This is a genomic window from Streptococcus suis, assembly GCF_002960425.1.
GTDB classification, from domain to species: Bacteria; Bacillota; Bacilli; order Lactobacillales; family Streptococcaceae; genus Streptococcus; species Streptococcus suis_S.
The window spans coordinates 1-20,872 of sequence record NZ_POIZ01000061.1 but is presented as its reverse complement, the minus strand read 5'-3'; the positions used below and the strand labels follow the sequence as shown (position 1 = coordinate 20,872).

The 20,872-nt window shown below is 42.9% G+C and carries 23 protein-coding genes; 20 read left to right on the top strand and 3 right to left on the bottom strand.

All coding sequences use genetic code 11. From position 1 onward, the window contains the following. Positions 1–297 precede the first annotated feature (297 nt). The 9 genes from C1G57_RS08710 to C1G57_RS08670 all read left to right on the top strand — a co-directional run bounded on the left by C1G57_RS08710 (position 298) and on the right by C1G57_RS08670 (position 8,554). The gene (locus C1G57_RS08710; RefSeq protein WP_105114586.1) at positions 298–1,002 is read left to right on the top strand and encodes an N-acetylmannosamine-6-phosphate 2-epimerase; all 705 of its coding nucleotides are present in this window, start codon (positions 298–300) and stop codon (positions 1,000–1,002) included. A 53-nt stretch (positions 1,003–1,055) separates the two neighbouring features. Further along, the gene (locus C1G57_RS08705; protein WP_105114585.1) at positions 1,056–2,369 is read left to right on the top strand and encodes an ABC transporter substrate-binding protein; all 1,314 of its coding nucleotides are present in this window, start codon (positions 1,056–1,058) and stop codon (positions 2,367–2,369) included. A gap of 155 nt (positions 2,370–2,524) precedes the next feature. Continuing rightward, positions 2,525–3,412, top strand: coding sequence for a carbohydrate ABC transporter permease (locus C1G57_RS08700; protein WP_105114584.1), 888 nt, complete (start codon positions 2,525–2,527; stop codon positions 3,410–3,412). A gap of 13 nt (positions 3,413–3,425) precedes the next feature. After that, positions 3,426–4,256 (top strand): carbohydrate ABC transporter permease, encoded by an 831-nt coding sequence (locus C1G57_RS08695; protein WP_105114583.1) that lies wholly within the window; start codon positions 3,426–3,428, stop codon positions 4,254–4,256. A gap of 29 nt (positions 4,257–4,285) precedes the next feature. Next, a complete protein-coding gene (locus tag C1G57_RS08690) occupies positions 4,286–4,741 on the top strand; it encodes a YhcH/YjgK/YiaL family protein (RefSeq protein WP_105114582.1) in 456 nt (151 codons plus the stop codon). Positions 4,742–4,913: 172 nt separating this feature from the next. Then, on the top strand, positions 4,914–5,567 hold the full coding sequence (locus tag C1G57_RS08685; protein WP_105114581.1) for a YesL family protein: 654 nt from the start codon (positions 4,914–4,916) through the stop codon (positions 5,565–5,567). Position 5,568: 1 nt separating this feature from the next. After that, a complete protein-coding gene (locus C1G57_RS08680; RefSeq protein ID WP_105114580.1) occupies positions 5,569–6,489 on the top strand; it encodes a dihydrodipicolinate synthase family protein in 921 nt (306 codons plus the stop codon). A gap of 9 nt (positions 6,490–6,498) precedes the next feature. Further along, positions 6,499–7,389 carry an ROK family protein gene (locus C1G57_RS08675; protein WP_105114579.1) on the top strand — a complete coding sequence of 297 codons (891 nt, stop codon included), beginning with the start codon at positions 6,499–6,501 and terminating at the stop codon, positions 7,387–7,389. A 196-nt stretch (positions 7,390–7,585) separates the two neighbouring features. After that, the gene (locus C1G57_RS08670) at positions 7,586–8,554 is read left to right on the top strand and encodes an alpha/beta fold hydrolase (RefSeq protein WP_105114587.1); all 969 of its coding nucleotides are present in this window, start codon (positions 7,586–7,588) and stop codon (positions 8,552–8,554) included. Between the two features lie 42 nt (positions 8,555–8,596). On the opposite strand, the gene C1G57_RS08665 is transcribed toward C1G57_RS08670, so the two are convergent. Beyond that, positions 8,597–9,409, bottom strand: a complete 813-nt coding sequence (locus C1G57_RS08665) for a MurR/RpiR family transcriptional regulator (RefSeq protein WP_105114578.1) — start codon at positions 9,407–9,409, stop codon at positions 8,597–8,599. Positions 9,410–9,509: 100 nt separating this feature from the next. Here C1G57_RS08665 and ybeY point away from each other — a divergent pair, with 100 nt between their 5' ends. From ybeY to smpB, 11 genes are all read left to right on the top strand, one after another. Then, positions 9,510–10,007 (top strand): rRNA maturation RNase YbeY, encoded by a 498-nt coding sequence (ybeY, locus tag C1G57_RS08660; RefSeq protein ID WP_105114577.1) that lies wholly within the window; start codon positions 9,510–9,512, stop codon positions 10,005–10,007. Then, positions 9,988–10,389, top strand: coding sequence for a diacylglycerol kinase family protein (locus C1G57_RS08655; protein ID WP_105114576.1), 402 nt, complete (start codon positions 9,988–9,990; stop codon positions 10,387–10,389). The genes ybeY and C1G57_RS08655 overlap by 20 nt, the downstream gene beginning before the upstream one ends. Positions 10,390–10,405: 16 nt before the next feature. Continuing rightward, on the top strand, positions 10,406–11,305 hold the full coding sequence (gene era / locus C1G57_RS08650) for a GTPase Era (RefSeq protein ID WP_014637640.1): 900 nt from the start codon (positions 10,406–10,408) through the stop codon (positions 11,303–11,305). Positions 11,306–11,748: 443 nt separating this feature from the next. Next, on the top strand, positions 11,749–12,186 hold the full coding sequence (locus C1G57_RS08645) for a GNAT family N-acetyltransferase (RefSeq protein ID WP_105114575.1): 438 nt from the start codon (positions 11,749–11,751) through the stop codon (positions 12,184–12,186). A gap of 400 nt (positions 12,187–12,586) precedes the next feature. Further along, complete coding sequence (gene mutM / locus C1G57_RS08640) at positions 12,587–13,414, top strand: DNA-formamidopyrimidine glycosylase (protein WP_105114574.1); 828 nt, start codon at positions 12,587–12,589, stop codon at positions 13,412–13,414. After that, complete coding sequence (coaE, locus tag C1G57_RS08635) at positions 13,407–14,009, top strand: dephospho-CoA kinase (protein WP_105114573.1); 603 nt, start codon at positions 13,407–13,409, stop codon at positions 14,007–14,009. Before mutM ends, coaE begins: the two co-directional genes overlap by 8 nt. After that, positions 13,996–15,204, top strand: a complete 1,209-nt coding sequence (locus tag C1G57_RS08630; RefSeq protein ID WP_105114572.1) for a multidrug efflux MFS transporter — start codon at positions 13,996–13,998, stop codon at positions 15,202–15,204. The genes coaE and C1G57_RS08630 overlap by 14 nt, the downstream gene beginning before the upstream one ends. Continuing rightward, the gene (gene rpmG / locus C1G57_RS08625) at positions 15,201–15,350 is read left to right on the top strand and encodes a 50S ribosomal protein L33 (protein WP_012775228.1); all 150 of its coding nucleotides are present in this window, start codon (positions 15,201–15,203) and stop codon (positions 15,348–15,350) included. The genes C1G57_RS08630 and rpmG overlap by 4 nt, the downstream gene beginning before the upstream one ends. 46 nt (positions 15,351–15,396) lie before the next feature. Continuing rightward, a complete protein-coding gene (secG, locus tag C1G57_RS08620) occupies positions 15,397–15,630 on the top strand; it encodes a preprotein translocase subunit SecG (RefSeq protein WP_105114571.1) in 234 nt (77 codons plus the stop codon). A 375-nt stretch (positions 15,631–16,005) separates the two neighbouring features. Then, positions 16,006–18,375: a ribonuclease R gene (gene rnr, locus C1G57_RS08615; protein ID WP_105114570.1), complete on the top strand. Its 2,370-nt coding sequence runs from the start codon at positions 16,006–16,008 to the stop codon at positions 18,373–18,375. Between the two features lie 2 nt (positions 18,376–18,377). Beyond that, the gene (smpB, locus tag C1G57_RS08610) at positions 18,378–18,845 is read left to right on the top strand and encodes an SsrA-binding protein SmpB (protein ID WP_105114569.1); all 468 of its coding nucleotides are present in this window, start codon (positions 18,378–18,380) and stop codon (positions 18,843–18,845) included. 90 nt (positions 18,846–18,935) lie between these two features. Here the strand turns inward: smpB and C1G57_RS08605 are convergent, their stop codons facing one another. Beyond that, positions 18,936–20,264 carry a PH domain-containing protein gene (locus tag C1G57_RS08605; protein WP_043026189.1) on the bottom strand — a complete coding sequence of 443 codons (1,329 nt, stop codon included), beginning with the start codon at positions 20,262–20,264 and terminating at the stop codon, positions 18,936–18,938. Continuing rightward, entirely contained in the window at positions 20,264–20,629 is a 366-nt protein-coding gene (locus tag C1G57_RS08600; RefSeq protein ID WP_153045617.1) for a hypothetical protein, read from the bottom strand. Before C1G57_RS08600 ends, C1G57_RS08605 begins: the two co-directional genes overlap by 1 nt. Positions 20,630–20,872: the final 243 nt, after the last annotated feature.

Genomic DNA, 20,872 nt, shown 5'->3' with positions numbered 1-20,872 from the left:
AGTCAAAAGCAGTGAGGCTTGAACAAAGTGAAAGCCAGCGTCTTTAGGCGCTGGCTGGTGATGTGGGCTTATAGCCCTTGTTCAAACCACCCGTTTGACGGGTGGTCATGATTTGGAGCAAGTAAAACTATTTTTATAAAAAAGTTAGAAAATTGAAAGTAGTTTCAGAAACGCCTAATTTCTTTCTCAAGATAGAAATTAAAATTTAAATGTAACAGTCTATTGAAAAGATGTCAATATATTGTATAATGATAATGTAAGCGCTAACTCGGATCCGGTAATAGAAAGGAGATATTGATGGTTCACATCAGTAAAGACGTTTTAAAAGAACAGATTAAAGATGGCATTATTATTTCCTGTCAAGCTTTACCAGGAGAGCCTTTATATAGAGAAGAGGGTGGGGTTATGCCCCTTCTGGTCAAAGCCGCTCAGGAGGCAGGTGCTGTAGGTATTCGAGCAAACAGTGTTCGAGATATAAAAGAAATCAAGGAAGTAACCGATTTACCAATTATCGGAATTATCAAGAGAGACTATCCTCCTCAAGAACCCTTCATTACAGCAACGATGAGAGAGGTTGACGAGCTAGCAGCCCTAGACATTGCGGTTATCGCTTTGGATTGTACCAAACGCGAGCGCTACGATGGTCTGGCCATAGCTGACTTCATCAAGCAAATCAAGGAAAAATATCCACAGCAGCTCTTCATGGCAGATATTTCTACCTATGAAGAAGGTGTGGCAGCCCACGAAGCAGGTATTGATTTTGTTGGGACAACACTTTCCGGCTATACTTCTTACAGCCGACAGGAAGATGGTCCAGATATTGAGCTGGTTGACCGCCTCTGTCGTGCAGGGATTGATGTGATTGCAGAAGGTAAAATCCATTACCCACATCAAGTCAAAACTATTCATGATTTAGGTGTGGCAGGTATCGTAGTTGGCGGGGCTATTACTCGTCCGAAGGAAATTGCAGAGCGGTTTATCAAGGCTTTGCATGAAAAATAGTTACATGGTTCACTAAACACCCATTGGGTAATCAATAAAAAAGGAGAAGAATGATGAAGAAAATCATACATTCATTGTTAGCTGGTGTGGCAGTTTTGTCACTTGCAGCATGTAGTGGTGGTAGTAGTAATACAACTGCTGAGAAGACAGCTGATTCTAGTGCTTCTGGTAAGACAGAAATCACTTGGTGGGCCTTCCCAGTCTTCACTCAAGAAAACACAGAAGACGGTGTTGGTACCTATGAGCAAAAAATTATTGCTGCCTTTGAAGAAGCAAACCCAGACATTACTGTAAAACTCGAAACCATCGACTTTACATCTGGGCCAGAAAAAATCACAACTGCTATCGAAGCAGGTACTGCTCCAGACGTTCTCTTTGATGCGCCAGGTCGTATCATTACCTACGGAAAAAATGGCAAATTGGCTGAATTGAACGACCTCTTTACAGATGAGTTTGTCAAAGATGTCAACAATGACAACATTATCCAAGCATCTAAGGCTGGTGATACAGCTTATATGTACCCACTCAGCTCTGCTCCATTCTACATGGCCTTTAACAAAGCCATGTTGAAAGACGCAGGTGTGCTTGATCTTGTCAAAGACGGCTGGACTACTGACGACTTTGAAAAAGTGATCAAAGCCTTGAAAGATAAAGGCTACAACCCAGGTTCCCTCTTCTCTAACGGTCAGGGTGGTGACCAAGGTACTCGTGCCTTCTTGGCAAACCTCTACAGCGGAAGCATCACTGACGAAGGTGTGACCAAATATACAACTGACTCAGAACAAATGATCAAAGCCTTGGATAAGGCAGCTGGCTGGATTAAAGACGGCTACATGATGAATGGTTCACAATATGCAGGTGGCGATGACATCCAAAACTTTGCAAACGGTCAAACATCTTACACTATCCTTTGGGGTCCTGCTCAAAACGGTATCCAAGGACAGTTGCTAGAAGCTTCTAAAGTAGAAGTACTTGAAGTACCATTCCCATCTGAAGATGGTAAAGCAGCTCTTGAGTACCTTGTAAACGGCTTTGCAGTCTTCAATAATGGTGACGAAGCACGCGTAGCAGCAGCTAAGAAATTCATCCAGTTCATCGCAGATGATAAAGAATGGGGTCCTAAGAACGTTGTTCGTACAGGAGCATTCCCAGTTCGTACATCATTTGGTGCCCTTTATGATGATGAACGCATGGCTATGATTGATAAGTGGACTCAATACTACTCTCCATACTACAACACGATTGACGGTTTTGCTGAAATGAGAACTCTTTGGTTCCCAATGCTTCAAGCTGTATCCAATGGCGAAAAAGAAGCAGAACCAGCTTTGAAAGAATTCACTGAGCAAGCAAACGCAACCATTAAATAAATGAATTGAATGAGGCTCCTTTTCTCTGTCAGCTATTCAATAGATATGGAAAGGGAGCCATTCCTTTCATACTTTATGAAAATCAACAACTATTTTTTCAGTAGGTATTTTGATTTTCATTGAGAATGATTACGAATAGAATTGAGGTGTTCTCGGTGCAGATAAATAAGATTAGAATGCGGGAGACCATTGTATCCTATACATTCTTAGCTCCTATTCTCATTTTCTTCACTATTTTTGTACTAGCTCCAATGATTATGGGATTTGTCACCAGTTTCTTCAACTACACTATGACAGATTTTACCTTTGTTGGTCTGGATAACTATGTACGGATGTTTAATGATCCGATTTTTATCAAATCTTTGATTAACACGTTGATTATCGTGGTTGGGTCAGTGCCAGTCGTTGTCTTCTTTTCAGTCTTTGTGGCTTCACAGACCTATGAAAAGAATGTCATCGCTCGCTCTTTCTACCGTGCGGTCTTCTTCCTACCTGTTGTAACGGGTTCGGTTGCTGTTACGGTCGTTTGGAAATGGATTTACGATCCACTATCAGGTATTTTAAACTTTGTTCTGAAATCTGGTGGAATCATCGAGCAAAACATCAGTTGGCTGGGAGATAAGCAATGGGCCTTGTTAGCCATTATCATTATCCTTTTGACAACTTCAGTTGGTCAGCCGATTATCCTCTACATTGCAGCTTTAGGTAATATTGATAATTCCTTGGTAGAGGCTGCGCGTGTGGATGGTGCCAATGAGCATCAGGTTTTCTGGCAAATCAAATGGCCAAGCCTCTTGCCAACAACTCTTTATATTGCAGTTATTACAACCATTAACTCTTTCCAATGTTTTGCCCTCATTCAGCTCTTGACTTCAGGTGGCCCAAACTATTCGACTTCGACCCTCATGTACTACTTGTACGAAAAGGCCTTTAAGTTGTCTGAATATGGTTATGCAAATACCATGGGTGTTTTCCTAGCAGTCATGATTGCCTTGATTTCCTTTGCCCAATTCAAGATTTTGGGTAATGATGTGGAATACTAGAAAGGAGGAGACCATGAAAAAGAAAAACATTACGCCTTTTGGTGTTATTTCAACCATTATTTTGCTCTTGTTGACTATCCTTTTCATCTTTCCTTTCTACTGGATTATGACAGGGGCCTTTAAGTCACAGCCTCATACCATTGTCATTCCACCTCAGTGGTGGCCAACCCAGCCAACCTTGGAAAACTTTACCAAGTTGACAGTACAGAACCCAGCCTTGCAATGGCTATGGAACTCTGTCTTCATTTCCTTGGCGACCATGATTTTGGTTTGTATGACTTCCTCCCTAGCAGGTTATGTCTTGGCTAAGAAACGTTTCTACGGTCAGCGGATTTTGTTCTCTATCTTTATCGCAGCCATGGCTTTGCCAAAACAGGTTGTTCTTGTGCCCCTTGTTCGGATTATCAACTTCATGGGCATTCACGATACCCTAGCTGCGGTTATCCTGCCACTTGTTGGTTGGCCGTTCGGTGTTTTCTTGATGAAACAATTCTCAGAAAACATTCCAACCGAGCTCTTAGAATCTGCTAAGATTGACGGTTGTGGTGAAGTATCCACCTTCTGGAATGTTGCCTTCCCAATCGTAAAACCTGGTTTTGCTGCCTTGGCCATCTTCACCTTCATCAACTCCTGGAACGACTACTTCATGCAGTTGGTTATGTTGACTTCACGGCAGAATTTGACTATTTCGCTGGGTGTTGCGACTATGCAGGCTGAGATGGCAACCAACTATGGTGTCATCATGGCAGGTGCCGCAATGGCTGCTGTTCCAATCGTTACCGTCTTCCTTGTCTTCCAAAAATCCTTTACACAGGGTATTACTATGGGAGCAGTTAAGGGATAAGTTATCCAGCTTTTCATGGAGAAAGATGCATGATTTACGATCATATTGAAAATGTTAGGCACTATAAGGGCCTGCATCCTAACTTGGATCTTGCCTTGGCTGTTCTGGAAAAGGGATATTTTCGAGAGCAAGAGCTAGGTAAGTATGACGTTGCAGGCCAGGATGTTTATTATTTCCTACAAGAAAACACCCTCTCTGAGGAGTTTAAGGAGGAATTTGAATACCACCGCTCGTATGCAGATATTCATTTTGTCATCAGTGGTCAGGAACAAATTTCCTACGGTTGCCGTCTGGTTGGAGAGGATGCTGAATTTGACCAGGCAGGTGATATCGGTTTTGTTCCCAGTGAAAAATGGGTGGATTGTCTACTAGATGGTAATTACTTTGCTATTTTCCTACCCGGGGAAGTTCATCAGCCAAGCCAATGGGCAGGTGATGCCAAGACTGTCCGCAAGTGTGTCTTTAAAGTCTTATTAGATGACTAAGAACCTGTATTCACAGTTCAGCACTTCCATCTAAGGCTAGTTTTTTCAAGATACAATCAGTATTCTCTCAAAAAAACTGCCTTGATGAGCGAAAACTGCTCTCTTATAGATAAGCACTTCACTTATGAATACAAGTTCTAATTCTCAATAAAATAGAAAGGGGAAGAAGAGGATGAAAGGAAAAGGTGGTAGAACACTGGTTCAGTCCCTGTTTGATGGCAATCATCCAGCCTGGCAACTGGTAGAAAAAATCTTCGATTTAATGCTCTTAAATGGCTTAACTGTTTTGGCCAGTCTCCCTCTTTTTACCTTGGGAGTTGCCAAACTAGCCCTTCAAGCTAGTTTATGGGACATGCATGAAGAGGGGAAAATCAAGGTCTGGTCGACCTATTGGGGGCATTTACGTCGCCAGTGGAAACGGGGTCTAGTCTTGTCACTGGTAGAAATTGGGCTAACGACATGTTGTCTTTTGGACCTCTATCTAATCTGGGGGCAGGCTGGTCTAGTCTTTGATAGTTTCCGTGCAAGTTGCATTGCTATCTTGCTCTTTAGCCAGCTGCTCTGGGTTTATATTTATCCGCTAGCTAGTCGTTTTCAGCTCCACTTAAAAGACTTGTTTTTGCAAGGGATTTTCTACCTTGGGACTATGTTGTCTCTGACTTTTCTGGTCAGCCTGGTCTTGCTCCTCTTGGTTGCTGTCCTCTTCTATTCAGACCTCACTCTCTTGATTGGTCTGGTGAGTTTCCTATTTTTTGCCTATGCTGGCCTATCCTTTCTATTTATTAGAGAATTTGGCTCAAGATTACAATCGTTAAAAAGGAATTAGAATGAAAGATTTATCGAAATATCATGGAATTATTCCAGCCTTTTATGCCTGTTATGATGAGGCTGGTGACATTAGTTCAGAGCGTGTAAAAGCTCTGGTTCAGTATTTCATTGACAAGGGTGTTCAAGGGCTTTATGTCAATGGTTCGTCTGGCGAATGCATTTACCAAAGTGTGGCAGACCGCAAGCAAATTCTTGAAGCGGTTATGGAGGTTGCCAAGGGCAAATTGACCATCATCAACCATGTGGCCTGCAACAATTTGAAAGACAGTGTGGAACTCGCGCGTCATTCGGAAGAATTGGGTGTCGATGCCATTGCAGCTATTCCACCAATCTATTTCCGTTTGCCTGAGTACAGCATCGTAGCTTACTGGAACGGCATTAGTGCAGCTGCACCAAATACAGATTTCATCATCTACAACATTCCGCAACTGGCAGGTGTGGCTTTGACGCCTAGTCTGTACAAGGAAATGTTGAAAAATCCACGAGTGGTAGGAGTGAAGAATTCCTCTATGCCAGTTCAGGATATTGATACCTTTGTTAGTTTAGGCGGTGAAGATTATGTGGTCTTCAATGGTCCAGATGAGCAATTTCTCGGCGGTCGCCTCATGGGGGCGAAGGGAGGAATTGGTGGTACCTATGGTGCCATGCCAGAACTCTTCCTACGACTCAATCAGTTGATTGCTGACAAGGACTTGGAAACAGCCCGTCAATTACAGGCAACCATCAATACCATCATTGGAAAATTGGTGTCAGGTCATGGGCATATGTATGCTGTCATCAAGGAAGTTATCCGTATCAATGATGGCTTGGACATTGGCTCTGTTCGGGAACCTCTAACGGCCCTGACAGAGGCGGACCTTTCCATTGCTCAAGAAGCAGCCCAGTTAATTCGCGATGCCAAGGAAAGATTTGGTGCCTAGGAGGTGTCTATGAAAACCTATCTTGCTATTGATATCGGCGGAACCCAGATTAAATATGGCCGCCTAGATGCAGCAGGTCAGATACTAGAAAGTTACAAGATGGATACGGAAGCTCACAAGGGCGGTCCCCATATCCTTGCGACAGTCAAACAGCTAGTAGCAGACTTTCATGCCCAATCCCCACTTTCAGGTGTAGCCATTTCTTCAGCAGGGATGGTCGATCCTGACAAGGGAGAGATTTTCTATTCGGGGCCGCAGATTCCAAATTATGCTGGAACCCAATTCAAGTCTGAAATTGAAACAAGTTTCGGACTTCCTTGTGAGATTGAAAATGATGTTAACTGTGCAGGGTTGGCAGAAGGGATTTCAGGCGCTGGTCAAGGTAGTCGAATTTCCATTTGCTTGACTATTGGAACGGGCATTGGTGGCTGCTTGCTGGTGGACGGTCAAATCTTCCACGGCTTCAGCAATTCAGCCTGTGAGGTTGGCTATCTCCATCTTTCTGATGGTGCCTTCCAAGACCTGGCATCAACGACGGCTCTTGTCCAAGAAGTGGCGCGCCTGCATGGTCAGGAACCGGCAGACTGGAACGGCTATAAGATTTTCCAAGAAGCCAAGGCAGGAGATGCCCATTGTATCGCGGCTATTGACCGCATGGTCAACTATCTCGGTCAAGGCATTGCCAACATCTGCTATGTAGCCAATCCAGAAGTGGTTATTCTTGGTGGTGGTATTATGGCGCAAAAGGATTATCTCTTTGAGAAAATCCAGGCAGCCATTAAGGCAAATCTGGTTTCAAGTCTAGCAGACAAGACCAAGCTAGCCTTTGCAGAGCATGAGAATGCAGCTGGTATGCTGGGGGCCTTTTATCATTTCCAACAAAAGCAGGGGCTACTATAATATAGTCGTTTAGTTTATCTTTTATTACTTCGTTAACTCGCTTTGCCGTACTTCAGTACAGCCTGCAGCTCGTTGCCTAGTACTAAAAGCAAACTAAAAGACTACATACAATAAGATGGAGAGCTTCCTTCCCTTTCTCTTCTCCTTTAGATTTGGAAGCTTTCTGTCTTTTTTCTAGTTGTAGAGAGGTTGAATGATGATTGATAATATGACCTTGCAGGATATGCTGACCTATCGTGGTCGGCAGGAAGTTCCTGCAGATTTTGATGCCTTCTGGCAGAATGAAAAAAATCAGTTGACAGGTCTAGCAGACCATGTATTACTTGAAAAAGAATGTGGCTTGCCTTATGTAGCTTGCTACGAACTAACCTTTACAGGCACAAATGGCTCTAAGGTATTTGCCAAGTGCCTCTTTCCCCAGTCTGACCAACCAGTTCCTGTCCTCTTTTATTTTCATGGTTACCAAGGCCAAGGTCCAGACTGGTCTGAGAATTTAAAATTTTTAGCGGCTGGCTATGGTGTGGTTGCTATGGATGTCCGTGGGCAGGCAGGGCGTTCTCAGGATTTGGGGCAATTTGATGGTCTCACTGTCAAGGGGCAGGTTATTCGAGGGATGCTTCAAGGACCAGAACACTTGTTTTATAAGGATGTCTATCTGGATGTTTATCAGTTGATTGAGATCATTGCCAGCTTGGACTTTGTTGATCAGAAGCGCTTGGTGTCTTACGGTGCCTCACAGGGAGGCGCCTTGGCTTTGGTAGCTACTGCTCTCAGTCCCCACATCAGTAAAACGGTAGCCATCTATCCATTCCTATCTGATTTCAAACGAATTTTAGAATTGGGCAACAATAGCGAAGCCTATGACGAACTGTTCCGCTATTTCAAATTTTCGGATCCATTTCACGAACGGGAAGAAGAGGTTCTGCGAAACCTATCCTATATTGACGTAAAAAATCTGTCCCATCTGATTTCATGCCCAGTAGCCATGGTGACGGGCTTAGAAGATGGGGTCTGCCCACCATCAACCCAGTTTGCTATCTACAATCGACTGGAAGTTGAAAAAGAAATGAAAATCTTACCAGAATATGCCCACGATGCCATGCATGTAAAGGTTAATGATTATGTCTATGATTATTTAATCGGGACAAGTTTTTTGGATAACTAAATCAGAAAAGCACTACTTGAAATCCAGTAGTGCTTTCTTGAACTATTCCTTGATGGTTTGTTTGAAAATACTTTCTTTTCTCTCCTTGTCGATGGCCAAAAAATAGGCGTAGATAACATCAAGCATGATGAGGAGGGGAATTTGAGGTGAAATACGGTTGCCATAGTTAAGGTGTCGGACAGAGGCAACTGGAATGATTTGGTCAAAAGTTGGTTGAGGAGATACTTTGGTAGTCAGCAGGGCAGTTGGTATTCCTTTTTGACTCGCAAGAAGTAAGTGTTCCATGACTTCCTCGGTTTGTCCAGACAAAGAAAGGCCGATAACCAGGCAGCTAGTATCCAAAATATTAGTTGTCCAGATGAGATTGTTTTTATCTGTAATGGCATCGCAGACAACCCCCAGCCGCATAAAACGAGACTTGATTTCCATGGCTACCAGGCCAGAACTACCGATACCATAGAAATAGACACGCTTGCTGCTGTCAATCAGTTTGGCAATCTCTTCTAATTTTTCCTCATCTACCAGTTTATTGGTAGCAGTTAGGATTTCTTCATAGTCTACCAAGACTTTTTTTGTTAAGCTGCGCTGCAATTTTTCAAAATGATGGTCCAGGTATTCTTGGTTATTCTGAAATGCAAAAACAAATTCTCTGTAGCCAGAAAAACCACATTTTTTAGCGAATCTGGTCAGAGCAGACGGTGAAATATGCAGAGTTTGAGTGGTATTTTCTAGACTGAGATCAGCACTAGCAGGATCTAGCTGGGTAAAGTAGCTGGCAATCTGCTTCTCAAGTTTTGTCATCTGGTCCAAATGGGCCTCTATAATGGCCGTAATATGCTTAGGTGTTTGTAACATTTTCCATTCCTTTGATAGCTTCTGAGGATATTATACCACTAAAAACTCCTCATTGATAGGTTTTGTGTTATAATGGAACTGTAAAAGGGAACGTAGTATTATGTATATAGAAATGATTGATGAAACTGGGCAGGTATCTGCTCAAATGCAGGAGCAGATTACAGAATTGCTCCAGTTTGCGGCTGAAAAAATCGGCAAGCAGAATAAGGAAATGACTGTGACTTTTGTGGACAATGCGCGCGTCCATGAGGTCAATTTGGAATACAGAGGAATTGACCGTCCCACTGATGTTGTCAGCCTAGAGTATAAGCCAGAGTCAGAAATTGTCTTTGATGAGGAAGACTTGCTGGACAATCCAGAACTGGCTGAAATGATGGAAGATTTTGATGCCTATATTGGCGAATTGTATATTTCCATCGATAAGGCGCGTGAGCAGGCTGATGATTATGGCCATAGCTACGAGCGCGAAATGGGCTTTTTGGCTGTACACGGATTTCTGCATATCAATGGCTATGACCATTATACGCCAGAAGAAGAAGCAGAAATGTTTGGTTTACAAGAAGAAATTTTGACAGCTTATGGACTTACAAGAGAATAATTCAAAAAATCGATGGAAAAATAGGGAATTGATGGCCAGCTTGGACTTTGCTATGTCTGGGCTTTTGACGGCTTTCAAGGAAGAACGCAATATGAAGAAGCACCTGGCTTCTGCTATTCTTGTTGTAGTGGCAGGACTGATTTTCCAAGTATCTGTGACGGAATGGCTCTTCCTCTTGCTCAGTATCAGCCTGGTTATTGCTTTTGAAATCATGAACTCAGCTATCGAGAGTGTAGTGGATTTGGCGTCAGACTATCATTTCCATCTATTAGCCAAGAATGCAAAAGACATGGCAGCAGGAGCAGTCTTGTTTGTGTCAGGTTTTGCCCTGTTGACAGGACTGATTATCTTTGTGCCGAAAATTTGGGACTTTATTTTTTAGAAGTTAAGGAGAATACATGACATTTAAGTCAGGTTTTGTGGCGATTTTAGGTCGTCCAAACGTTGGGAAATCAACCTTTCTCAACTATGTAATGGGGCAGAAAATTGCCATCATGAGCGATAAGGCTCAAACCACCCGTAATAAGATTATGGGGATTTATACGACAGAAGAAGAGCAGATTGTCTTCATTGACACACCAGGAATCCACAAGCCTAAGACGGCCTTGGGTGACTTTATGGTGGAATCTGCTTATAGCACCCTGCGTGAAGTGGATACTGTCCTCTTTATGGTGCCAGCCGATGAAAAACGAGGCAAGGGTGACGACATGATTATGGAACGTCTTAAACAGGCCAAGGTTCCAGTCATTTTAGTGGTTAACAAGATTGACAAGGTCCATCCAGACCAGTTGCTTGAGCAGATTGATGACTTCCGTCATCAGATGGACTTCAAGGAAATTGTGCCAATTTCTGCTACCCAAGGCAACAATGTTAACCGACTCATGGAAATTCTTAAAGAAAATCTAGATGAAGGTTTCCAATATTTCCCTGCGGACCAAATTACTGACCATCCAGAACGTTTTTTGGTATCTGAGATGATTCGGGAGAAGGTTTTGCACCTGACCCGTGAGGAAATTCCGCACTCTGTTGCCGTTGTCATCGAGTCCATGAAACGTGATGAATTTACCGACAAGGTCCATATCCGAGCGACGATTATGGTAGAGCGGGATAGCCAGAAAGGTATCATCATCGGCAAGCAAGGAGCCATGCTCAAGAAAATCGGCTCCATGGCCCGTCGTGATATTGAACTGATGCTAGGCGACAAGGTCTTCCTTGAAACCTGGGTCAAGGTCAAGAAAAACTGGCGTGACAAAAAACTCGACCTCGCCGATTTTGGATATAATGAGAAAGAGTATTAATAAGGTTCGGGGAACCTTATTAACCTGAGCTTGAAAACTAGAGAGCGAGGAAGGTTGGGGATAGGCTCTATAGAAAACTTGCTCGCAAGTTCTCTTTTCTAACCTACAACAGTCTACTAGACTGTTGTAGCCCGCCGACCTAAAAACAAGAAAGAGGCGGTACAATGTCCGGGGGACGTGTTCGACGTTTCTCACATCATTCGACCATAATGATGAGAGAAACTAGTAAGTCGCCTAGGCAATTCTGGGGGAGTGAAACAGTCTAGGAATAGACTGTTTCAGCAGGTCACCTAGAAATGTGAAAGTGACCATGTGAAAACCCGAGCTTGAAAACTAGAGAGCGAGGTAGCCTGGTGTGACTTGTCTCACCAGAATAGAAATGAATCAATTTCAAGCGTGAAGCACCACTTTTGTGGTGTTTTCCGTCGTTACGGTGAGATATTATGACGATTAGAGCAGTTAATGAACAGACTCTTTCTGTCTGGGCTACTTTTGCAAGTCAGGTTTGGCAGACAAAAGAGCAAGTTTTGATAGAAAAATTTTCAAATAATGAGTTTCCTTTTGAGTTTTTGTATTACTCTCAAAGTGAGGAGCCGATAGCGTGGATTAGTTTGTCGCTTCGCCGCGACTATGTAGAAGGATGTCAGGCGGGTCCAGTTGCCTATTTAGAAGGAATTTTTATTAGTCCGAATTATCGTAATCAAGGGATTGCGGAAGAACTGTTAAATTTTGCAGAGGGTTGGGCTAAAAGCCGAGATGTATGCCAACTAGGGTCTGATGCGGAACTAGACAATCTACTGAGCCAGAACTTTCATATCAAACATGGCTTCCGAGAAGTTAGTCGAACAGTTCACTATGTTCTAGATTTGACTAGTGATTAACAGGTTATCAATCAAAAATTTAGTTTAGAAAGGAAAGCCGATTAGGTGTTGTAATTGAACACGCCTAGGCCTCTTTGAAAATCACAACCGTGACCTAGGTGTCGACGCACCGTCGGTCAGGTTTCTATTTGCTTTGTAATTTTGTTAGAAAGGACGAGTGTTAGCGTACTTGAAGCCGAGCTAAAAGCTCGGAAAATAGATAGAGCTTCTTGTGTGCAAGTCACACAGCGTCGCTCTCCTTTTATCTTGTTATCATTATTCAGAAAGGAAAGCCGGTTAGGTGATGGAATTGAACACGCCTACGACCCTTTGAAAAAAGACAACCGTGACCTAGGTGTCGACGCACCGTCGGTCAGGTTTCTATTTTTCTTTGCGTCGCTTAACGGCTTAGTATCTTAGTATGCCCGAATTGCCTGAGGTTGAGACGGTTCGTCGTGGTTTGAATCGGTTGGTCAAGGGAAAGGTCATCAAGAAGGTAGAGGTGACCTATGCCCCTATGATTAAGACTGGAGTGGATGCCTTCTGTCAGGACTTGATTGGTCAAGAGATTTTAGATGTGGATCGGCGTGGCAAGTATCTCTTGATTTACCTGACGGACCATGTCCTCATTTCCCACTTGCGGATGGAAGGTAAGTATAATTTCTTTCCTGATAAGGTGCCTGCCAACAAGCATTTCCATGCCTTTTTTACTTTTTCAGATGGCTCGACCTTGGTTTACCAGGATGTCCGCAAGTTTGGCACCATGGAGTTGCTGGGCAAGGCAGATGTAGATGCCTATTTTATCAGTCGAAAAATCGGTCCTGAGCCGACGGAGGTAGATTTTGACTTAGAAGAATTTTCGATAAAATTAGCCAAGTCGAAAAAGCCTATTAAGTCACATCTTTTGGACCAGTCTTTGGTGGCTGGTTTGGGCAATATCTATGTCGATGAGGTTCTGTTTAGAGCACAAGTTCATCCTGCTCAAGCAAGTAATCAGCTATCGGCAGAGCAGGTGGCAGACCTCCGTCAAGCCACCATAGAAGTTCTGCAACTGGGTATAGAAAAAGGTGGCTCAACCATTCGGACCTATAAGAATGCCTTGGGTATGGACGGGACCATGCAGGATTATTTACAAGTTTATGGAAAGACAGGGCAGGCCTGTCCCCGTTGCCAGACAGAGATTGTCAAAATCCAGCTGGGCGGTCGGGGGACACATTTCTGTCCTCAGTGTCAGGTGAGACATGGCTAAAGTTATCGGTTTAACAGGCGGTATCGCTTCAGGAAAATCAACGGTTACAGCCTTTCTGCGAGAACAGGGCTATTCAGTCATCGATGCGGATGCGGTCGTGCATGAATTGCAGGCCAAGGGTAGAAAACTCTATCAGGTCTTAATTGCTGAGTTTGGGGAAGCTATCCTGACAGCTGATGGCAGTCTAGATAGGGCAAAGCTAGGTCAGGCTGTTTTTGCGGATAGCAATCTGCGAGCTCGTTTATCTGTCTTGCAGGACCAGATTATCAGGCAAGAATTGTTAGCTAGAAGGGATGCCCTCAAGCAGACCGAACCAGTGATTTTCATGGATATCCCCCTGCTCTACGAGGCGGATTATAGCGGGGAAGTGGATGAAGTCTGGCTGGTCTATGTCGATAGAGCGCAGCAGTTGGAACGGCTCATGAAACGCAATAACTTGTCCGTTCAAGATGCGGAAAATCGTCTGACTGCGCAGCTTTCTTTAGAGGAAAAACGGTCGCAAGCCCAGGTGGTGATTGACAATAGCGGAGCGGTTGAGGCGACTTTGGGTCAGGTTGCCGCACTTTTGGAGGAAATGAAAGATGGACGAGGCTAGTCATTATTGGCAGCGAAATTTGAAGGTAGCCTGGTTGGGCAACTTTTTGACGGGTGTCAGTTTTACCCTGGTCATGCCCTTTATCTCGGTCTTCGTAGAGGAGTTGGGAGTGGGAGCGGGCCAGGTGGAATACTATGCAGGGTTGGCGGTGTCGGCCAATGCCTTGGCAGCTGCAGTCATGGCACCAATCTGGGGAAGTTTGGCAGACCGCTATGGTCGCAAGCCCATGATGGTAAGAGCAGCCTTTGCCATGATTTTTACCATGGGTGGTATGGCCTTTGTGCCCAATGTTTTTTGGCTGATTGTTCTGCGGGTCCTGAACGGGATGTTTACAGGCTACATCCCCAATGCCACGGCCTTGATTGCCAGTCAGGTACCTAAGGACAAGACAGGCTATGCTCTGGGGACCTTGTCAACGGGTGCTGTTGCTGGAAACTTGATTGGACCAACCCTTGGTGGCTTTCTAGCCGAGTTGGTTGGGGTTCATGCTGTTTTTCTCCTTGTTGGGCTTCTCTATGCCTTGGTTGTAGTGCTGACCATTTTCCAAATTCGAGAGGACTTTAAACCTTTGAAGAAAGAAGACCAACTGACCATTTCAGAGGTCTTTGCACAGGTCAAAGATAGGCAGATGTTGGTGGGGCTTTTTGTGACCTCGATGGTCATCATCGCAGCGGCTCAGGCTGTGGTGCCGATTCTGACCCTTTATGTGCGCCATTTGGGACAGTCGGATAACCTGCTCTTTGTGGCTGGTTTTATCATCTCCCTGCCTGGCATGGCTTCATTGGTAACATCGGGTTATCTTGGTAAATTGGGAGATAAGATTGGTAATCATCGACTGTTGTTGTTGGCCTTGTTTTATAGTCTGTTGATCAATGTTCTCTGCGTCTTTGCTCAAAATCCTTTCCAACTTGGTCTTTTGCGGTTCCTCTATGGATTTGGAACAGGGGCCCTATTGCCTTCGGTCAATTCCCTTTTGACAAAGCTGACGCCTAAAGAAGGGATTTCAAGGATATTTTCCTATAACCAGATTTTCAACAATATGGGGTCTGTTATCGGTCCTATGCTGGGGTCTGCAGTTGCTGCAAATATGGGCTATGACTGGGTCTTTTACTTGTCCAGTGGCTTAGTATTGTTCAATTTATTGTGGTCCTTGACCAATTTTAGAAATTACTTGAAAGTAAGGGATGTTTCGTGAGAGTAAAAATCAATTTGCAATGTTCAGAATGTGGCAGTAAGAATTATCTGACGAGTAAGAATGCCAAGACCCATCCAGATAAGATAGAGGTCCTAAAATACTGTCCAAAAGAGAGAAAAGTGACCCTTCATCTTGAAACCAAGTAGGTTTTATGGTACAATGATAAAAGTTATTGTAGAAAGTGAAAAAAATATGTATCAACTATTGTTAACTGTTCTGTTGATTTTATCTGTTATTTTGATTGCAGTGATTTTTATCCAACCAGCCAAGAACCAATCTAGCAACGTTTTTGACTCAACGAGCGGTGCCTTGTTTGAGCGTACAAAGGCGCGTGGTTTTGAAGCGGTCATGCAACGCATTACAGCTATCCTTATTTTCCTATGGATGTTGGATGCACTCGCACTTGTTATCATTTCAAGTAAATAGATAAATCAGACTGGGACTTGTTCTTGGTCTATTTTTTTGGGAGTGGGCCAGAACTCGACAAATGCAAAGGAGTTCCCCTCACTTTCGTATTGATTGGTTCGGGCTTTTATGGTCACTTTCTTATTTTTAGGTGACCAGCTGAAACAGTTCCCAAAACTGTTTCACTCCACTGGACTATTTTACTCCACCCCCGCATAAGTTGAATAGGTATGGTTCGGAGCGTTATACGCGAACTATTGAGATTTGCTTTGCAAATCCTATTTCCCACCTCCAACAATCATTTGATTGTTGGAGCAATCAACCACTGCGTCTGGATATAACGCACACTAAGAGAAATAGTGCTAGATTCTTAACTAGCACTCTGGTAAATACAACATGAAAAACGAAATTATTAACTATATTAAAGAAGTTGGTCCTGTGACCATGGACCAGCTGGCAGATCAGTTTGGAGCCAGTTCTGCAAAAGGTTTTACAGACTTGGTCAAGCTGGTTTCTAGCATGGAAGGTAGCCGTCAACTTGTCTTTGACCAAGCAGGTCGAATCGCTCTTCCAGCTCCAAAAATCTCCAAAAACAAGGTGACCTTGCAGGGCATTTTCCGTGCCCATAAGTCAGGCTTTGGTTTTGTGACCATTGACGAGGAGGAAGATGATCTCTTTGTCAGCCGTGATGATGTCAACTTCGCTATTGAGGGCGACCGAGTGGAAGTGGCGATCAAGAAAGTAGCGGACAGGCTCAAGGGGACGGCTGCGGAAGCGGAAGTCATTGATATTTTAGAACATAGCCTGAAAACTGCGGTGGGATTGATTGTCTTTGACGAAGACAAGCCAGAATATGCAGGCTACATCAAGTCTAAAAATCAGAAAATCGCTCAGAAGATTTACATCAAGAAGTCACCTCTGGTATTGACCGGAACGGAAATCCTCAAAGTCGATATTGAAGCCTATCCCAACAAGAAACGGGACCACTTTGTTGCGACCATTCGGGACGTGGTGGGCCACAAGGACGATGTGGGGATCGATGTCTTGGAAGTTTTGGAATCCATGGACATCGTGTCGGAATTCCCTGATGAAGTCTTGGCGGAGGCCAATCGAGTGCCAGAAAGTCCGTCAGAACAGGACTTTGAAGGACGCTTGGACCTGCGAGATGAAATCATCTTCACCATTGACGGTGCGGATGCCAAGGACTTGGATGATGCGGTCCATATCAAGCAGCTCAAGAATGGCAATCTGGAACTGGGTGTCCATATCGCTGATGTCAGCTATTATGTGACCGAAGGTTCTGCCTTGGACCAGGAAGCTGTCAAGCGTGGGACCTCTGTCTATGTGACCGACCGTGTGGTGCCAATGCTACCAGAACGTTTGTCAAATGGCATTTGTTCCCTTAATCCAAATGTGGATCGTTTGACCCAGTCGGCTATTATGGAAATTGACCGTAAGGGCAAGGTAGTCAAGCACTGGATTGGCCAGACGGTCATCAAAACCACCTTCCGCATGACCTATTCCGATGTCAATGATATGATTGCGGGCAATCAGGAAAAGTTGGACAAATACAAGGCAATCGTGCCAAGTGTTGAGCTCATGGTCAAACTCCATGAAACCCTGGAAACCATGCGCTACAAGCGTGGGGCTCTCAACTTTGATACAGCTGAAGCTAAAATCATCGTCAACAAGGATGGTCTGCCAGTCGATATTCAACTGCGCCAGCGAGGCATTGCCGAGCGTATGATTGAGTCCTTCATGCTGGCGGCCAATGAGTGCGTTGCTGAGCATTTTGCCAAGCAGGACCTGCCTTTCATCTATCGGATCCACGAGGAGCCTAAGTCGGACAAGCTGCAGAAGTTCATCGACTATGCGACCAGCTTTGGTCTGACGGTCTATGGAACAGCCAGCTCTATCAGCCAGGACGCCCTTCAGGACCTTATGGAGCGGGTCAAGGATGAACCCTATGCGGATGTCCTCAACATGATGTTGCTCCGTTCCATGCAGCAGGCACGCTACTCGGAGCACAACCACGGCCACTATGGACTGGGTGCGGAGTTTTACACCCACTTCACCAGTCCTATCCGCCGCTATCCTGACCTGCTGGTTCACCGTATGGTACGGGAATATGGTCACAATCCTGCGGAAAAAGCAGAGCATTTTGAGCAGATCATTCCTGAGCTTGCCAAGTCTTCGTCCAGTTTAGAACGCCGTGCTATTGAGGCAGAGCGGGAAGTTGAAGCCATGAAGAAGGCAGAGTTCATGCAAGAATTTGTTGGGCAAGAGTTTGACGGTGTCGTGTCTAGCGTGGTCAAGTTTGGGCTCTTTGTCGAGTTGCCAAATACGGTTGAAGGCCTGATCCATGTCACCAACCTCAACGAGTACTACCAGTTCCACGAGCGGACTCTGACCTTGCAGGGTGAGAAATCTGGTCGGGTCTTCCGTGTCGGTCAGCCAATCCGTATCAAGCTAACGCGGGCGGACAAGATGACAGGGGAAATCGATTTTGCCCACGTGCCGTCCGAGCTGGATATCGTAGAAAAGGCTTTGAAAGCCAAGCGGAGAACAGCCAGTCATTCCAACCGTGACCGTGATGATCGGTCAGGGAGAGGACGGGGCAAGCACCACAAACAAGAAGCTGCTGGTCGCGACAGCGGACGTCACAAGTCTGGGAAAGACCACAAGTCAAAAAGTGGCAAAAAAGACAAGAAAAAGAAACCATTTTACAAAGAAGTGGCTAAAAAGAACAAGAAGAAAAGGAGATAGGCATGGCCAAGGGTGAGGGCAATGTGATTGCACAGAATAAAAAAGCCCGCCACGACTATACCATTGTCGATACAGTGGAGGCGGGGATGGTCCTGACGGGGACGGAGATTAAGTCGATTCGTGCGGGGCGGATCAACCTTAAGGACGGCTTTGCCCAGATCAAGCAGGGCGAGGCTTGGTTGGTCAATGTTCATATCGCTCCCTACGATGAGGGCAATATCTGGAACCAAGAGCCGACGCGGACCCGCAAGCTGCTCTTGCGGAAGAAGCAGATTGCGGATTTGGGGAATGAGGTCAAGGGAACGGGGATGACCCTGGTGCCGCTCAAGGTCTATATCAAGGACGGCTTTGCCAAGGTCTTGATTGGGCTTGCCAAAGGGAAGCACGATTACGATAAGCGGGAGTCAATTAAACGCCGTGAGCAAGACCGCGATATTAAGCGGACCATGAAGGCGATTAATGCGAGATGAGTTTGGTGTGCTAGTATCCAATCCATTGAATAATAGAGCCAGAATGAACTACTGTATTTGTTTTTTTTATATAGTAGGAAGTCTATAATTCTATTTATTTTTTAGCATTAAAAAGTATAACTTTTTAAATTTTTGCAGTTTAATTCCCAATTTTCTAATAGTCAAATAGTTATAAAATTGGTACTTTATTTCCCATTCTAGGTGACTTTTATCAGTGATGAAAATTTTTTTTAACAACAATCCTCTTTTGATTATTATATAGTTTTCTCTTTCTTCAAATTTGGCAAATTTACATTCAAGAAGGAAGGTATAAAAAATATACATAATTATTTCGGTTGCAAATGAAATGATAGAAAAATGCAATTGTACGATTGTATAGATAAAAATAAGAGGGACTAACGAGCAAACTACTTCATATACTGGGAATTTTAAAAGTTTTTTTATTGGGAGGTCTTCTATATCGAAAGTTGGCAAGATATTTAATAAATCATTAGAAAAATTATTTATAGACTGGTGGGGGAATAAAGTATTAATTTTATTTTTTGAATCAGATTTAACGTTAAAGATACCAGCATGTAAGGAACAAATCTTAAAAACTGCTTGTCCTAAAGACTGCTTTAGGACAAGATAGCTAATATCTATTTTATTTATTTCTATAAGATTTTTTTGAAATATCCCGTTTGAAATGATTAATGAATGTTCAGTATTATAAACTTTAAAATTGATATAGTCCCATATTTGTTTGGCAATACTAGTCAGTGATAGTATTATAATTAATATAAAAAAGGAGACATATAGTGGGTTAGAATAATAAAAAATAAATAAATATTTATCAAAATGGATATCTAAGTATTGAAGAATTTCAGAAATAGTCCAATAAATTGTATAAATGTAAAGATAGTTTGAGCTAATAAAAGCAGAAAGAACAATTTTATAAATTGGTAAAGGAATTACTGGGTATAAATTGTCAACATTTGGTTCATTGTTGCTGGTTTCTTCATCAGTAATTAGAAGTTTATTGGACAAATAATTTTTTTCTTCGTTATTCAAAATGGGGAGAGTAATTGATTTATTATCACCGGTATCAGGGAAAAAAATTTGAACCTGATAAATTTGAAAAAATCTAAAAAGAAGATTCTGGTGAAATTCATAACCAAGTATCTTGGAGTATCTTACTTTATATATTTTCTTGAGAAAGATTCCTTTTTTTACTATTAAATAATTTGTGGTGAACTCAAAATTAAAATAGTTCGAATAGTAGATGATTCTGTAAATCAAAAATGAAGCACTTATTATAGTTGAAAAAATAAAAAATTTAGTAGCTAGTTCGTTGTTAAAAAATAGCAAAAAGCTGTAATTAGCTATCATCGCTTTTGTGAAATCATATATGTATTTAAGTAGTAGTAATATTTTTTTCATTAAGACAGTTTTTCTATATGCTGTACAATGGCCTGTAAATCGCCATGAGCGATTCCTTTAATTTCAAATTCAGAATCTAAAGTTTTCAAAGCAATATTATAACAATCTAGTTTACTGGAGAGGAAATTTTCTTTTATTTCAAAACTGTATACTTTGGATAGGAGTACCACTTTTTCTATTTTTAATATAGTTCCGTAAGAACAGATTATTTTATTTTTTTCAACAGTAATATACCAAGTTTTATTGAGGAAAAATTCTCTTATTAGATTTATGCAAGAAATTGAGCAAATAAACACCAAAACATAATGATACCATGTGATATTCCAAAATATAGACACTGCAAGCGAAACAAAAATGGATAGCATAGTATAAAATATACTCAATAAAAATTCGTGGTACAAATAATTGTTTGAATGAGAAATGATTTTTTTCTCCATAGCCGATAATCAGTCCTTATAATATCTAAAAGTTAAAATAAAACTCCATATTTTATGGAGTTTCAGATTGAAGACAAACACTTAAGAGGCGTTTGTCTTTTTCTGTTTATTGGTCTGATAGTCGGTCTTTTTGCCAGAATCGTGGCTATTTGTACAATATAAAAAGGCTTC

Bases quoted from the DNA above. Each gene is read 5' to 3' on its own strand.
- C1G57_RS08600 (WP_153045617.1), bottom strand. From the start codon at position 20,629: ATGCTATCCATTTTTGTTTCGCTTGCAGTGTCTATATTTTGGAATATC.
- C1G57_RS08705 (WP_105114585.1), top strand. From the start codon at position 1,056: ATGAAGAAAATCATACATTCATTGTTAGCTGGTGTGGCAGTTTTGTCA.
- coaE (WP_105114573.1), top strand. From the start codon at position 13,407: ATGGCTAAAGTTATCGGTTTAACAGGCGGTATCGCTTCAGGAAAATCA.
- C1G57_RS08690 (WP_105114582.1), top strand. From the start codon at position 4,286: ATGATTTACGATCATATTGAAAATGTTAGGCACTATAAGGGCCTGCAT.
- C1G57_RS08675 (WP_105114579.1), top strand. From the start codon at position 6,499: ATGAAAACCTATCTTGCTATTGATATCGGCGGAACCCAGATTAAATAT.
- smpB (WP_105114569.1), top strand. From the start codon at position 18,378: ATGGCCAAGGGTGAGGGCAATGTGATTGCACAGAATAAAAAAGCCCGC.
- rnr (WP_105114570.1), top strand. From the start codon at position 16,006: ATGAAAAACGAAATTATTAACTATATTAAAGAAGTTGGTCCTGTGACC.
- C1G57_RS08670 (WP_105114587.1), top strand. From the start codon at position 7,586: ATGATTGATAATATGACCTTGCAGGATATGCTGACCTATCGTGGTCGG.
- C1G57_RS08710 (WP_105114586.1), top strand. From the start codon at position 298: ATGGTTCACATCAGTAAAGACGTTTTAAAAGAACAGATTAAAGATGGC.
- secG (WP_105114571.1), top strand. From the start codon at position 15,397: ATGTATCAACTATTGTTAACTGTTCTGTTGATTTTATCTGTTATTTTG.
- C1G57_RS08655 (WP_105114576.1), top strand. From the start codon at position 9,988: ATGGACTTACAAGAGAATAATTCAAAAAATCGATGGAAAAATAGGGAA.
- C1G57_RS08630 (WP_105114572.1), top strand. From the start codon at position 13,996: ATGGACGAGGCTAGTCATTATTGGCAGCGAAATTTGAAGGTAGCCTGG.
- C1G57_RS08665 (WP_105114578.1), bottom strand. From the start codon at position 9,409: ATGTTACAAACACCTAAGCATATTACGGCCATTATAGAGGCCCATTTG.
- era (WP_014637640.1), top strand. From the start codon at position 10,406: ATGACATTTAAGTCAGGTTTTGTGGCGATTTTAGGTCGTCCAAACGTT.
- C1G57_RS08695 (WP_105114583.1), top strand. From the start codon at position 3,426: ATGAAAAAGAAAAACATTACGCCTTTTGGTGTTATTTCAACCATTATT.
- C1G57_RS08645 (WP_105114575.1), top strand. From the start codon at position 11,749: ATGACGATTAGAGCAGTTAATGAACAGACTCTTTCTGTCTGGGCTACT.
- mutM (WP_105114574.1), top strand. From the start codon at position 12,587: ATGCCCGAATTGCCTGAGGTTGAGACGGTTCGTCGTGGTTTGAATCGG.
- C1G57_RS08605 (WP_043026189.1), bottom strand. From the start codon at position 20,264: ATGAAAAAAATATTACTACTACTTAAATACATATATGATTTCACAAAA.
- C1G57_RS08685 (WP_105114581.1), top strand. From the start codon at position 4,914: ATGAAAGGAAAAGGTGGTAGAACACTGGTTCAGTCCCTGTTTGATGGC.
- C1G57_RS08680 (WP_105114580.1), top strand. From the start codon at position 5,569: ATGAAAGATTTATCGAAATATCATGGAATTATTCCAGCCTTTTATGCC.
- ybeY (WP_105114577.1), top strand. From the start codon at position 9,510: ATGTATATAGAAATGATTGATGAAACTGGGCAGGTATCTGCTCAAATG.